The 14,407-nt window shown below is 62.3% G+C and carries 12 protein-coding genes; 4 read left to right on the top strand and 8 right to left on the bottom strand.

What is annotated here, in order from left to right:
* The first annotated feature begins 21 nt into the window (after positions 1 to 21).
* The 3 genes from ACA049_RS13390 to ACA049_RS13380 are packed head-to-tail and all read left to right on the top strand — an operon-like array spanning position 22 to position 3,377.
* Entirely contained in the window at positions 22 to 1,218 is a 1,197-nt protein-coding gene (locus tag ACA049_RS13390) for an amidohydrolase family protein (protein ID WP_497336139.1), read from the top strand.
* On the top strand, positions 1,215 to 2,702 hold the full coding sequence (locus tag ACA049_RS13385; RefSeq protein ID WP_497336137.1) for an amidohydrolase family protein: 1,488 nt from the start codon (positions 1,215 to 1,217) through the stop codon (positions 2,700 to 2,702). Before ACA049_RS13390 ends, ACA049_RS13385 begins: the two co-directional genes overlap by 4 nt.
* Positions 2,703 to 2,714: 12 nt before the next feature.
* Positions 2,715 to 3,377 carry a flavin reductase family protein gene (locus tag ACA049_RS13380; protein WP_497336135.1) on the top strand — a complete coding sequence of 221 codons (663 nt, stop codon included), beginning with the start codon at positions 2,715 to 2,717 and terminating at the stop codon, positions 3,375 to 3,377.
* Between the two features lie 154 nt (positions 3,378 to 3,531).
* Here the strand turns inward: ACA049_RS13380 and ACA049_RS13375 are convergent, their stop codons facing one another.
* The 8 genes from ACA049_RS13375 to ACA049_RS13340 all read right to left on the bottom strand — a co-directional run bounded on the left by ACA049_RS13375 (position 3,532) and on the right by ACA049_RS13340 (position 12,459).
* Positions 3,532 to 4,191, bottom strand: a complete 660-nt coding sequence (locus ACA049_RS13375) for a DUF799 domain-containing protein (protein WP_497336133.1) — start codon at positions 4,189 to 4,191, stop codon at positions 3,532 to 3,534.
* Entirely contained in the window at positions 4,188 to 4,529 is a 342-nt protein-coding gene (locus ACA049_RS13370) for a DUF4810 domain-containing protein (RefSeq protein ID WP_497318264.1), read from the bottom strand. Before ACA049_RS13370 ends, ACA049_RS13375 begins: the two co-directional genes overlap by 4 nt.
* 60 nt (positions 4,530 to 4,589) lie before the next feature.
* Complete coding sequence (locus tag ACA049_RS13365; protein ID WP_497318266.1) at positions 4,590 to 5,264, bottom strand: CsgG/HfaB family protein; 675 nt, start codon at positions 5,262 to 5,264, stop codon at positions 4,590 to 4,592.
* 352 nt (positions 5,265 to 5,616) lie between these two features.
* On the bottom strand, positions 5,617 to 8,694 hold the full coding sequence (locus tag ACA049_RS13360; RefSeq protein WP_497336131.1) for an error-prone DNA polymerase: 3,078 nt from the start codon (positions 8,692 to 8,694) through the stop codon (positions 5,617 to 5,619).
* Complete coding sequence (locus tag ACA049_RS13355) at positions 8,691 to 10,106, bottom strand: Y-family DNA polymerase (protein ID WP_497336129.1); 1,416 nt, start codon at positions 10,104 to 10,106, stop codon at positions 8,691 to 8,693. The genes ACA049_RS13360 and ACA049_RS13355 overlap by 4 nt, the downstream gene beginning before the upstream one ends.
* Before the next feature lie 7 nt (positions 10,107 to 10,113).
* Entirely contained in the window at positions 10,114 to 10,731 is a 618-nt protein-coding gene (gene imuA, locus ACA049_RS13350) for a translesion DNA synthesis-associated protein ImuA (RefSeq protein ID WP_033061610.1), read from the bottom strand.
* The gene (gene lexA, locus ACA049_RS13345) at positions 10,731 to 11,348 is read right to left on the bottom strand and encodes a transcriptional repressor LexA (RefSeq protein WP_497336127.1); all 618 of its coding nucleotides are present in this window, start codon (positions 11,346 to 11,348) and stop codon (positions 10,731 to 10,733) included. Before lexA ends, imuA begins: the two co-directional genes overlap by 1 nt.
* 175 nt (positions 11,349 to 11,523) lie before the next feature.
* Entirely contained in the window at positions 11,524 to 12,459 is a 936-nt protein-coding gene (locus tag ACA049_RS13340) for a LysR family transcriptional regulator (RefSeq protein ID WP_497336125.1), read from the bottom strand.
* Positions 12,460 to 12,562: 103 nt separating this feature from the next.
* Here ACA049_RS13340 and ACA049_RS13335 point away from each other — a divergent pair, with 103 nt between their 5' ends.
* The gene (locus ACA049_RS13335) at positions 12,563 to 14,305 is read left to right on the top strand and encodes an amidohydrolase (protein ID WP_497336123.1); all 1,743 of its coding nucleotides are present in this window, start codon (positions 12,563 to 12,565) and stop codon (positions 14,303 to 14,305) included.
* Positions 14,306 to 14,407: the final 102 nt, after the last annotated feature.

Raw genomic sequence — 14,407 nt, 5'->3', positions numbered from 1 at the left:
AACACAGAATTCGAGGTTTAGATGACCCAACCCCGCTGGCTACGCAACGTACGCCTCTACGGCTCACCCGCCGAAGACCTGCTGATCGAAAACGGCCTGTTCAAACAACGCCGTCCGGCATCGACTGCGGCCCTGGCCGCCACCGACATCGACGGCCAACACCAGCTCCTCACCCCAGCCCTGGTGGAAAGCCACGTCCACCTCGACAAAACCCTCTGGGGCCAACCCTGGCGTCCAAACAGCGCTGGGTCGACGCTCAAGGACTACATCGCCAACGAGCGCCGCGTTCTGCGTGAAGTCGACGCGCCCATCGCCCAACGTGCCGGCGCCCTGCTGGAAAACTGCATCGCCCGTGGCTCGCTGACGATGCGTTGCCACGTCGACATCGACCCGGAATTCGGCTTGCGCCATGTCGAGGCCATGCAACAGCTTCGTGAAACCTACCGCGACCTGATCGACCTGCAACTGGTGGTGTTCCCGCAAACCGGCCTGATCAGCCGTCCCGGCACCGCCGAACTGATGCGCGAAGCCATGGCGCTGGGCGTGGAAAACGTCGGCGGCCTCGACCCGTGTGGCATCGACAACGACCCGGTCGCGCAGCTCGACTTCGTGTTCAAGCTGGCCAGTGAATTCGAGCGTGGCATCGACATTCACCTGCACGACAAAGGTGAACTGGGCCTGTGGCAAATCGCGTTGATCGCCGACTACACCGAGCGCTACGGGCGCCAAGGTCGGGTGATGATCAGTCATGCTTACTGCCTGGGGATGTTGCCGTGGAGTCAGGTGAAACCGGTGGCCGAACGCTTGGCGGCCTTGAAGATTTCTCTGATGAGTTCGGCTCCGGCCGATTGCGCGGTGCCGCCGTTCCTCGCGTTGCGTGAAACAGGCGTGAATGTCTGCCTGGGTTCGGACGGCATTCGCGATGCGTGGTCGCCGATGGGCAACGGCGACATGCTGGAGCGGGCGATGTTATTGGCCTTCCGCTTTGACTTGAACAAGGACGATGAACTGGCCGCTGCGTTTGAAGCAGCGACGGTGAACGGTGCCCGGGCGCTGGGCTGTGAAGCTTACGGGATGGAGATCGGCCAGCCGGCGGACTTCCTGCTGATGCCGGTACAGACGTTGGGCGAGGCCGTAGTTTCTCGACCGGTGCGGCAGGTTTATCGCGGTGGCGAGTTGATCGCCTCGGGCGGCCGTTTGCTGGACAGTCGCTTGTGAAACGCATCGGTCTGAAGGCCAGTTGCGTGGTCGGGTTCGACGGGACGCAGCACGTGCTGTGGCGCGACGGCGAAGTGGTGTTCGAAGGTTCGAGCATTTTGTTTGTCGGGCGTGGTTATGCGGGGCCAGTGGATCAATGGATCGACTATGGCAACGCGCTGATCGGCCCGGGTTTCATCGATCTGGATGCGCTGGGCGATCTCGACTCCACGGTGCTGACGCTGGACAACGGCGATGAGCGCGACATGGGCCGGATGTGGTCCGAGGACTATCTGGCGACAGGTCCGCGTGAGAGTTTCAACCCCGATGAAGAAGTCTTCAAATACCGCTACGCCTTCACCCAGTTGATCCGCAACGGCATCACCACAGCGATGCCGATCACTTCGATGTATTACCGCGAGTGGGCCGAAACCTACGACGAATTTGCTGCCGTCGCTGGCGTGGCTGCCGAGTTGGGGCTGCGGACTTACCTTGGCCCCTGCTACATGAGCGGCATGAGTTATTGGCGTGCCGATGGCACCCTCGGGCATCAGTGGGATGAAGCGCGGGGAATGGCCGGGCTCGATGCGGCAGTTCGGTTTTTCCATGATTTCGAGGGATCGCACGACGGTTTGATTCGTGGTGCGCTGTTACCGGATCGCATCCAGACCTGCACCCCGGCGCTGCTGCAACGCACCGCCGCACTCAGTCGCGAACTGAACGCACCAATGCGTCTGCATTGCTGCCAAGGGCTCGGCGAGGTGGCGATGGTCGAGCACCTGCGCGGGGTGTCGCCGCTGCGCTGGTTGCAGCGATTAGAGCTACTGACTCCGCGCAGCCTGCTGCCCCACGGCATCTACACCTCAGGCGACGACGACCTGCAACGGGTGGTGGATGGCGGCGCCAGTCTGGTGCATTGCCCCGTGGTGTTTGCCCGTGACGGTGAGGCGCTGAATTCCTTTGGCCGTTATCGGGCCAGGGGCATCAACTTCGCCTTGGGCACCGACACCTGGCCGGCGGATTTGCTGGAGAACATGCGCCAGGGGTTGAACATCGCACGTTTGATGGAAGGCAGCAGCGCTCTGACCAGCACGCTGGACATGTACAACGCCGCCACGCTCGGCGGCGCCAAAGCCTTGGGCCGCGACGATATCGGCCGTCTGGCAACCGGAGCCAAGGCGGACATCACGGTGTTCAGCCTTCGTGGTTTGCACCTGGGGCCGTTGTTCGATCCGCTGAAAAACCTGGTGCTGGCCGGTCGCGGTGATGACTGCATCGCCAGTTACATCGACGGCCGCTGTGTCATGCAGGAAGGCCAGGTCCAGGGCGTCGACTACCCCGCCCTGCAACGCCAGGCCCAACAACAATTCGAAAAACTGATGCGCAGCCACAGCAACCGGGCCTTTGGCCAACCGGACTGGAAAACCCTGTTCAAACCGGCCATTCCGTTCGCCGACGACTACAGCGCACACGCGCCGCTGAGCGCAATTGATCCCCTTCTTTAGAGATGTCTGCCTATGCAAAGCTTCGACTTCAGCAAAATGAGTGCACGGGACAAATACAAGATTCTGATCGGCAGCGTGGTGCCTCGGCCGATTGCGCTGGTCACCACCATTGACGGCGAAGGCCGGATCAATGCCGCGCCGTTCAGCTTCTTCAATGCGCTGTCCGCCGACCCGCCAATCCTCGCGCTGGGCGTGGAAAACTACGGCGATCAAAGCCCCAAGGACACCACCCGCAATATCCAGCTCAATCAGGAATTCACCGTCAACATCGTCAGCGATGCGCTGGTGGAGGCGATGAATGTGTGCGCGGTGCCGTTTGCTCCCGGCTTCGATGAGCTGACGGCGGCAGGGCTGACGGCGATTGCCGGCACCACGGTCAAATGCCCACGCATTGGCGAGGCGCCGGTGGCGTTGGAGTGTCGGCGGATGATGGCGCTGTCCATCGGACAGTCGCGGGAGATTATCTTTGGGGAAGTGTTGATGGCGCATGTGCGGGACGAATTGATCGACCCGAAAACCTTGTACATCGATCAGCTGGGGCTGGACGCGATCGGGCGCATGGGTGGGCATGGCTATGCGCGGACGCGCGATTATTTCGATTTGCCGACGCGGTCATTGCAGGCGTGGACGGATGCGCCTGGAGGTGGGGAGCGGTTTTGGCCTGAGGCCAAGTAGCGGTCACACAAAAACCCTGTAGGAGCTGTCGAGAGAAACGAGGCTGCGATCTTTTGATCTTGATCTTTTTAAAAGCAAGATCAAAAGATCGCAGCCTCGTTTCACTCGACAGCTCCTACACAGCTCCTACACAGCTCCTACAGGAGTGTGGAGATCAGTCAGTGCCGTATTTCGGCGAACGCGGTCCGTACAGCAAGCCCGCCGGTTGCCCGGCCGACAGCAGTCGCGCACTGGTCACACCGGCAATCGGGTGGCCGGCGTCGGTGGAGCTGTTGATCACTTGCTTGACCGCTGCCGTGATCAGCATGCCAACCAGACCACCGCCACCGTTGTTGCCGCCCTCTTCGCTCGACGCCCGAGCCGAGCCGGTCCACAGGGTGGTGCCGCTCTTGAGATCGACCAGTTTCGCGGTGGCGGTCACCACGGTTTCGCTGCTGATAATCATGTAGCGAGTGCCATAGTCGGTCACGGTGATGTACAGCGCCGCGTCGGCACCAAAGATTTCCTGCAGCTTGTTGGCCGGTGCCTGGTGAATGTCCGCCGGTGTGGTCAGGCCGTTCTGACGGAATGTCTCATCGACCAGGGTGATCGGCAGCACGTAGTAACCGGCTTCCGCCAACGGGTACGTGACCTGCGACAACATGCTGTAGGACGCCTTGACGTCCGGCGAGTTGTTCAGCGGCGGCAGCACCAGAATGGTTTTCGGACGGGCTTGCTTGTACGCCGAATAGTCCACGGTCTTGGGGCTGACGCAACCACCGAGCAGCGCCAGCGCCAGCAACCCGGCCATCAGTTTCAATGCGCGCGTAATCATTGGGTGTCTCCGGTCTTGGCGTTTTTAAGCAGGAAATCCATGTACGGCGTCGACTCGGGAAACAGGGTTTTCTCGGTCCTGAACTGCTGCACCATCTGATCGTCCTTGCCCATGCTCAGGTACAACAAACCCAGGTGAGCGTGGTAGCCAGGCGGTGGCGTCTTGCCGGTCGACCGGATCTTCTGCAGGTCGCGTTCCAGCGCTTCGGCCTGGGCTTCCTTGGGCTCTTCACCCTTGAAGTACTCGTAGACTTCCGGCTGGTAGCTTTCCCACTGATAAAGGGTTTTCGGGCCGGCGCAACCGCCCAACAGGCCACTGACCAGCAATGTCGACGCCATCAGCGCCCACGACACATATGTCTTGAACATGCTTTTACCGCTCCTTGTCATCAACCTTGATCAGTTACCCGGTTTCCATGCCCCGGCGTTCATCCCGTCCACCAGGCGATTGATCGCCTCGCGCATGGCCAGGTCGAGCACTTTGCCGTTGAGGGTCGAATCGTAGGCAGCGGTGCCGCCGAAGCCGATGATTTCACGGTTGGACAAGGCGTACTCGCCTGCGCCCTGAGTCGAATAAACCACTTCGGACGTGCTGATGTTGACGATGTTCAGGTTGACCTTGGCGTAGGCCACCTGGGTCTTGCCGCGACCGAGAATGCCGAACAGCTGGTGATCGCCGGTCTCTTTGCGGCCGAACTCGGTGACATCACCGGTGACCACAAAGTCAGCACCCTTGAGGCGCTGGGACTGGCCCTTGATCGCGGCTTCCTGCTGGATCTCGCCCATGTTGTCGCGGTCCAGCACGCTGAAGCGGTTGGTTTGCTGCAAGTGAGTGATCAGGATGGTCTTGGCCTGACCGCCGAGACGATCCACGCCGTCGGAGAAGATCCCGCGCATGTAGCTCGAACGGTTGTCGAACTTGCCGACCGCCATCGGTACGCGAACACCGGCATACGCCACGCTGGCGCTTTCGACTTTGGCGACCGGCAAGGCGCGCGAGCTTTCGGTGGCGCACCCGGCCATGCTGCCCAAAAGGGCAATCGCTGCCGCCGATACCAACATCCGAGAGATCATTCTCACTGTGCATTCCTTCTGAAAAAACGGTTTATCCCGGCACGGCCATAGCCAACCGCTGCGGGGGGCAGCGGCGAAAAAGCGAGGGGGAATCGAATCGATCATCGACGTGCGGGACGTCGGCGGCCGGCATTATGCCAAAGTGCCATCATCGTGGACAGTGTTTAATTTTTATTGGCGCCAGTAGATTGGCAACCACACTCCCTTTGTAGGAGCTGTCGAGTGAAACGAGGCTGCGATCTTTTGACTTTGCTTTTTTAAAAACAAGATCAAAAGATCGCAGCCTCGTTTCACTCGACAGCTCCTACATAGCTCCTACACAGCTCCTACAGGGGTTGTGCATGGCTGAGGATTAGTGGAAATCGCGGCTGCGTACGCTGATGCCGTCCAGCAAGGGGCTCAGGTCGCTCAAGCGTCCGGCAATCAGGTGTCGCACCTCGCCTTCCTTTTCCCAGCGGCCATCGACCTTGAGCAATTGCGAGCCGACGAGGACCTTTCGTTGCCGGTCGGCGAGGTCGCGCCAGACGATGACGTTGATGTTGCCGAACTCGTCTTCCAGGGTAACGAAGGTCACGCCACTGGCCGTACCCGGCCGCTGCCGACCGGTGACCAGCCCGGCGACGCTGACCGGTCGCCCGTGTTCGACCTCCATCAGTTCTTTCGAGCTGCGACAACGCCGGGCTTTCAACTCACCGCGCAGCAACGCCAGCGGATGCGGGCCGAGGGTGGTGCCGACACTGTTGTAATCGGCCAGCAAATCCTCGCCCACCGTGGGTTTGGGCAGATAGATCGCAGGTTCTTCCTGACTCGGCAAACCGGCAAACAAACCGAGCTGCTTCTGCACCCCCGCCACTTCCCAGCGCGCCCGATGACGGTCACCGGCCAGGCCCCGTAGCGCACCGGCATCGGCCAGTTGCTCCTGGGCACGGGCATCGAGCCGCGCGCGTTCGCCTAGGTCGGCGATGTCGACAAATATTCCCTTCGCCCTCGCCGCCTCGATGCGCCGGGCATCGTCCTCGCGAAAGCCCTTGATCATCCGCAGCCCCATGCGAATCGCCGGTTGCGCGCCAGTGATCGGTTCGAGGCTGCAATCCCAGTCACTGGCGCGCACGTCCACCGGACGAATCTGCAAATGATGCCGACGCGCGTCCTGCAGAATCTGGTCCGGGCTGTAGAAACCCATGGGCCAGCTGTTGATCAGCGCACAGGCGAAGGCCGCCGGTTCGTGGCATTTCAACCAGCAACTGGCGTAGGTCAGCAAGGCGAAACTGGCGGCGTGGGACTCGGGGAAACCGTAGCTGCCGAAGCCTTTGATCTGTTCGAAGATCTGCGCGGCGAACTCGGCCGTGTAGCCGTTTTTCTTCATCCCGGCGGCCAGTCGATCCTTGTGCGGTTCGAGTCCGCCATGGCGTTTCCAGGCGGCCATGGAGCGACGCAACTGATCGGCCTCGCCGGGGCTGTAGTCGGCGGCGACAATCGCAATCTGCATCACCTGTTCCTGGAACAACGGCACGCCCAGGGTGCGTTTGAGCACGACTTCCAGTGCCGGGGACGGGTAAACCTCCGGTTCTTCCTTGTTTCGGCGGCGCAGGTACGGGTGCACCATCCCGCCCTGAATCGGCCCCGGGCGGACGATCGCCACCTCGATCACCAGGTCATAGAAGGTGCGGGGCTTGAGTCTGGGCAGCATCGACATCTGCGCGCGGGATTCGATCTGGAACACGCCGATGGTGTCGGCACGGCCGATCATGTCGTAGGTGGGCGAGTCTTCGGCCGGAATCGTCGCCAGGCTCAAGTCCAGATGGCGATGACGGCGCAGCAGATCAAAACAGCGACGGATCGCGCTGAGCATGCCCAAGGCCAGAATATCGACCTTGAGCAACCCGACCGCGTCCAGATCGTCCTTGTCCCACTGGATGATGGTGCGCTCGGCCATGGCGGCGTTTTCCACCGGTACCAGAGTGTCCAGCGGCTGCTCGGAAATCACGAAACCGCCGGGGTGCTGGGACAGATGCCGAGGAAAACCGATCAGTTGCCCGGTCAGACTCAGCACCCGGCGCAGCACCGGGCTCTCGGGGTCAAAACCGCCTTCAAGCAGGCGATCCACGGGAGGCGTTACATCGCTCCAGTGGCCACAACAGTCGGCCAAAGCGTTGATCTGGTCCGGCGGCAACCCCAGGGCCTTGGCCACGTCGCGCACCGCGCCGGCCGCGTGATAGGTGCTGACCACCGCCGTGAGCGCGGCGCGGGTCCGGCCATAGCGCTGGAACACATACTGCAAGACTTCTTCGCGCCGTTCGTGTTCGAAATCGACGTCGATGTCCGGCGGTTCATTGCGTTCTTTGGAGAGAAAGCGTTCGAACAACAGCGTGGTGCGATCCGGGTCGATTTCCGTGATGCCCAAGGCAAAACACACCGCCGAATTCGCCGCAGACCCACGACCCTGACAGAGGATTTGTTGCTCACGGGCGAATCGCACAATGTCGTGCACCGTGAGGAAGTAGCTTTCATAGCCCAGCTCGGCGATCAGCTCCAGCTCCTTGTCGATCTGCACCAGCACCTTGGCTTGCGGACCATCGGGCCAGCGCCATGCAATCCCCTCGTCGGTCAGATGCCGCAGCCAGGACGTGGCTGTCTGGCCTTCCGGCACCAGTTCGCGGGGATACTGATAACGCAACTGACCGAGGTCAAAGGTGCAGCGCCGGGCAATGGTCAGCGTTTCATCGAGCAGCGCTTGCGGGTAGATCGCTTGCAGGGCATCGAGGCTGCGCACATGCCGCTCGCCGTTCGGATGCAGCCGCAACCCGGCCTCGGCCACCGGCAGGTGATGACGGATCGCCGTCATGGTGTCCTGCAAGGCGCGCCGTCCACGGGTGTGCATGTGCACATCGCCGCTGGCCACCGCTGGAATCCGCAGCTCACGCGCCAGGCTCAGCAGTGCGTCCAGTCGCCGGGTGTCGTCCTGCCCGCGATGCAACTGCACCGCCAGCCACAGGCCCTCGGTGAACGTCTGTTTCAGCCAGTGACCGCTGGCAAAATCATCGAGCGCGTCCGGCACCCACAACGCCAACAGCCCTGGCATCGGCTCGCTGAAGTCCTCACGCAGCACCTGATACTGGCCTTTCTGGGTACGGCGCCGCGCCCGGGTAATCAACCGGCACAGGCTCTGGTAACCCTCAAGGTTTTCCACCAGCAGCACCAGTTTCGGACCGTCCTCGATGCGTATTTCGCTGCCGATAATCAGCGGCAGCTCCACCGACCTGGCCGCTTGCCAGGCGCGGACGATGCCGGCCAGGGTGCATTCATCGGTGATCGCCAGCGCTTGATAGCCGTGCTTTTTCGCCCGTTGGAACAGTTCGAGGGCACTGGACGCACCGCGCTGGAAACTGAAGTTCGACAGACAGTGCAGCTCCGCATATTCAACGCTCATGCAAACCAGCCTTGCAGCCACAGCGGACCGCCCTCACCCACTGCACGGTAGGCCCAGCCCTGCTGGCCGGAACGGGTTTCGATCAGGTAGTAATCGCGGCGCACGTCATCGCCGTCCCACCAGCCGGACTCGATACGCTCCGGCCCCATGAGGATCCGCGTCGAGCCTTCGTGTACGGCTTGCGGCTCCGTCAGCAACCAGCCCGGACGCTGCACCCCCGCCAAGCCCGCACACAGTTGACTGTCGGCCCGTGCCTGCCACGCGCACTCAGGTCGGTGATCGGCCTGGAAGCGCAAGCCGTGCACCGCGTCATCGCCGAGCCGTGCGCGCAAGCGTTCGCGCAGTTGCTCCCAGGGCAAGGACTGCTGCGGACGGTCGTCGAACAGTTCCTGACGCTGCGGGACGAAGCTCGGCAGGTCTTCGGCGCGCAACCGGAAACCGCGCACCGGGGCCTCGACCTGCACCTGCTCCAGCCGCCCCCGGGCCAGTTCGAAGAGCATCGCCGGATCGCGCTCGGCGCTGAGCAGGCCGACCTTGATCACCGTGTCCGGCAAACCGGCGTGTTCCAGGTGCAGATCAAAACGCTGGACGCCACTGTCGCGGCCGCAGAGGAAGGCCGACAGATCGCCGGTCAAGCGACGTAACGGAAACAGCAGCGCCTGATGGGACTGCACATCGAAATTGAGCTCGATGCGCACATCAAACCGGTCCGGCGGCAGGTAGAACGCCAGCGCCAGCCGCCGCTCGCCGAACAGCGCATCCAAGTGCTTGAGTACCTGTGCCTCGAACCGTCGCGCCAGGCTATTGCGCGGCAACGCCTGCACCTGACTCAAGGTGCGCAGCCCCATGCGCGACAACGCCGTGGCCACCGCCGGTTCCAGGGCAACCCGATCGACCGGCAATTGCCCAAGGTGATAGCGCAAGGCTTGATCGTCCGGCACCACCAGACCGTCATACACGTTGGCCAACACCCGCGCAGCCACCGGGTTGGGCGCGGCGACGATGCGATGACGAAAGCCCAGTTCGCCGAGTTCGGCACGCAACCTCGCCTCGAACTGCGGCCAAGGCCCGAACAACCCCAGGCTGGACTCGATCTCAAACACTACGGCACGCGGGTAATGCACGCTGACCTGAGAGCTGAAGCGATAGGCCCAGGCCGCCAGGAACTGCTGCCAGTGTTCGATCTCGGCGACGTCGTATTCGGCCGTGACAAAGCCTTTGCTCAAGGCTTGCGCGGCAGTCATCGACTGGCCCGGACGTAAGCCCAGCGCCCGCGCCGGAGCGTTGACCGCTTGCAGCACCCGTCGTTGTGCCGGGCCCGTCAGCAGCGCCAACGGTTCATCGGGATCGGGGCGCTGACGCAGTACCGCGTCCAGCGCCAATTGCGGGAAGAGAATGCAGACCCAGCGCATGGCAACCTCAATGCCCCACGGGGAAGGCAATCGGCGCCGAACGGGCCAACCCGCCCCGACACTTGAGTACGCGCAATTGCGCAGGCCGGGCATCAATGGCGATGCGCAGGGCCGCGGGCGAAGGGTTGATGGCTTCATTGATCGAGCGGTAGGCGAACGCCAGGGTCGAGCCGGTTTCCGCCGCCACCTGCAAGCGCCGCAAAGCGCGGTCATCGGCCTTGTGCGGCCAGCACAGCACAGCACCGCAACTGCCCGAACGCAGGCATTGTTCCGCCGCCCACAGCGCATCGCGCTCGCTGGCCTGGATGATCGACAACTGGCGCAGATCGACCCCGGCGTTCTGCCAGGCTTGGGGATACGGCACGTAGGGCGGCGCCACCAGCACAATGCGCTCGCCCGCCGCCGACAGCCGCGCCAGCGCCGGCCACACCAGTTGCAACTCGCCAACGCCCTGCCCGGCCAGGAGGATTTCAGTCAGGGCCGCTTCCGGCCAACCGCCGGTGGGCAACGCCGCGTCCAGCGCGGCATGCCCGGTGGGTTGCGGGCTGACCGCCGGTGGCGCAGGCCGGCCCTTCCAGACCTGGCCGCCATTGAACAGCGTATCCAGCGCAACGACGGCGCCCATCACCCTTGCCTCACCAGACCGCAGAACACCCCTTCGATGGCCAGGTCCTGAGTGGCCTCGACGATGATCGGCTGATAGGCCGGGTTGCGTGGCAGCAACCGGACAACGTCGCCGATCCGTTCGAAACGCTTGATGGTGACTTCGCCGTCGAGCCGCGCCACGACGATCTGGCCGTTGAACGCCTCGGGATTGCGGTGTACGCCCACCAGGTCACCGTCGAGAATGCCGTCCTCGATCATCGAATCACCCTGAACCCGCAGCATGTAGTCCGGCACCCGCGAGAAGATCGACGGATCGAGCAGCAAGCGGCTGTGCACCTCGGCATCGGCACCGATCGGCGCACCCGCCGCGACCCGGCCGAGCACCGGAATGTCCAGCAACTCGGGCCGCGCCGGTTGCCCGAGCAAACGAATGCCTCGGGCCTGATGCGGGTTGACCTCGATAAATCCGGCTTCGGTCAGCGCCAGCACGTGCTTGCGCGCCACGCTGCGAGAGGCAAAACCAAACGCCTCGCTGATTTCAGCGAGGCTCGGGGACTGACCGTGCTCCGCGATTCGATCGCGGATAAAAGTCAGGATGGCGGTACGGCGGGGAGTTAAAGTCGTCATGGAGTACATTTGTACTCTTTCGGCATTTTCCTGGCAAGGACTTGCAGACGACATGCAGAAGCTATGTAGGAGCTATGTAGGAGCTATGTAGGAGCTGTCGAGTAGAACGAGGCTGCGATCTTTTGATCTTGCTTTTAAAAAGATCAAGATCAAAAGATCGCAGCCTCGTTTTACTCGACAGCTCCTACAGGGGAACCACGTCGTCATTCAACCCGCGGGACGCCAGGAAACCTGCGATGTAATCGATGAAGGCCAGCACTTTCGCGGTGGCCCGCCGATGACTGGGGTACACCGCCAGGATGTGTGAGCCAAAGCTGTCCGGATCGATGTCGTAATCGGCCATCACCCGCACCAGCCGCCCGTCGGCGATGTACGGCGCGGCGCTCCATAGCGGCGTGTGCAACACGCCGCGCCCGGCCAGTGCGTTGGCCAGCAACAGGTCGTAATTGTCGCTGCGCAACCGTGGTGACTGCGGTTGGGGCAGGCTCAAGCGCTGCCCGTCGCGCTCGGCCCACCAGAATTCGCGGCTGAGCAGCGGATGACGGTAGAGCAGCCATTCGTGGTCATCGAGGGTGTCCGGCGTGACCGGCAACCCCTTGCGCGCCAGATAGTCAGGGCTGGCGCACAAGGCCAGACGATTGCTGCCGACGACGCGAGCAATCAGCCCCGGCAAATCGTCATGGCCCTCGCGCAAGGCCAGGTCGTAGCCGCTTTCCAGCAGATTGACGAACTCGTCGCACAAATCCACTTGCAGGTTGATCTGCGGGTATTGCTCCAGAAAACCGCCGCACACCTGATCCAGAAAAGCCTGCCCGTACGCCAGCGGCGCGGTGATTTTCAGGTTGCCGCGCAGGCCATGCTGCAACTGTTCGATTTCCTCGCCGGCCTCCTCCAGCCTCTGCAACACCTGGCGCGCGGTTTCCAGATAAAGACGCCCCGATTCGGTCAGCAAAATCCGCCGGGTGCTGCGCTCGAACAACCGGGCGCCGAGCTCCGCCTCCAAGTGGTTGACCGCTTTGGTCAGGGCCGACGGGGTCTTGCCCAATTGCTCGGCGGCGCGGCTGAAACTGCCCAGTTGCGCCGTGACCACGAACATTTTCAATGCACCCAACTTGTCCATTCTTTTTCCATTCAGGCAAAAACGTTTTTCGTGAGCGAGGCGTTCTGCTGGCCGTGACAAGCCACTAATCTGGCCATCAGACGCAATAACAAGGAAACATTCAATGAAAAGATTCATTCCGAATCTATTGATGGTCGCAGTCAGTTTTGCCTCGATGGAAGCCATGGCCGCCGCCGATCTGGTGCTGATCAATGGCAAGATTTTCACCGCCGACCGCACCCAACCGAAGGTGCAGGCGTTGGCGGTACAGGACGGCAAAGTGCTGCAAGTAGGCAGCGATGCGCAGATCAAGGCCCTGATCGCGTCGGGCACCCAAGTCGTCGATCTCGGCGGAAAGGCCCTGATGCCCGGCCTGATCGACAGCCATTCCCATGCGGTTTTTGGCGGCCTGGAAATGGTCTCGGCCAATATGGAAGACGAGGTGGTCGACCTCGACGAACTGGAAAAACGCCTGAAAGCCTGGCGCGATGACGGCAAGGCGAAGCATGGCGATGTGCTGAGCGTGGCCGGCATGAGTTCGACTTATTGGGCTCAGGCCGAAGCCTTCGGCAAGAAATTCAACAGTGGCGAATGGGCCAAGGTGCCCGTGGTGTTCACCGGCAGCGATCACCACACCGCGTGGGCCAACAACGTGATGCTCGAACGCGCCGGGATTGATGCCGCGATGCTCAAGTCATTGCCGGACGCCGAGAAAGACACCATCGGCAAACTCGCCGATGGCAGCCCCAACGGTTTCCTGGTGGACGCCGGCTGGGATCGCGTCGCCTCGAAGATGCCGGTGCCGAGCCCCGCCGACATGTTGAAAGCCGCGCAATCCGCCGTGCGTTACAACAACAGCCTGGGCATCACCGCCTGGATGGACCCCGCCGCCAACGCCGCGCCCGGCGAGCCGGTGTTCGCGCTCAAACCCACGGAGAAGACCGTCGGCGTGCTGCCGGTGTACAAAGCGCTGGCCGAAAGCGGCGGCATGAGCGCCCACGTCGCCGCGCTGCTGGTGGCCAACCCGAAAAGCGTGCCGGCCGATCTCGACACTCTGGACAAGGTCCGTCAGCAATTCCAGGGCATCCCGAACCTGACCTTGCCCGGGATCAAGATCTTCGCCGACGGCGTGATCGAATACCCGGCGCAGAGCGCGGCGATGATCGATCCGTATAGCAACTCGCACAAACAGGGCGAACTGCTGATCGATCCGAAGCACTTCGGAGAATTGGTCAGCGCCATCGATCAGCGCGGCTGGCTGGTGCACATCCACGCCATCGGCGACCGCGCGGTGCGTGAATCTCTGAACGGCATCGCCCAGGCGCGCAAGGATCGCCAGAGCGGCGTGACCCACTCGATCACTCACCTGCAAATGGTCAACCCGAAAGAGTTCGCACGGTTCAAGCCGCTCAACGTCATCGCCTCGATGCAACTGCTGTGGGCCAGCGCCGACGAATACACCCTGGACATGATCAAGCCGTATGTCAGCGCGCAGGCCTTCCGTTACCAATACCCGGCGCACTCGCTGCTCAAACAGGGCGCGACCATCGCCGGTGCCAGTGACTGGGCGGTGTCTTCACCGAATCCGTGGAACGCCATGGCCCAGGCGATCACCCGGGAAGGTCCGCTGGGGGTGTTGAATGCCGATGAGCGCATCGATCGCGAAACGATGTTCTATGCCTACACCCTGAACGCTGCGCGCACCATCGGGCTGGAGAAGCAAATCGGCTCGTTGAGCCCCGGCAAGCAAGCCGATTTCATCGTGCTGGACCGTGACGTGTTCAGCGTCGACAACAAAGCCCTGCACGACACTCAGGTGCTGCAAACCTGGTTCGCTGGTCGCGAAGTTTACGCACCGACTCTCTAAGAAAAATCAGCTTCACCCGCTGCCCTGCCCCGCGTTCGTCGCCGGGGTTCGGCGCAGCCTTGCCGTAAAAAATCTGCCCATAACAATCACAATAACGGGACG

Source organism: Pseudomonas sp. LBUM1662 (genome assembly GCF_059695915.1).
The sequence above is the reverse complement of the archived record's forward strand: the minus strand, read 5'-3'. Positions and strand labels throughout refer to the sequence as shown.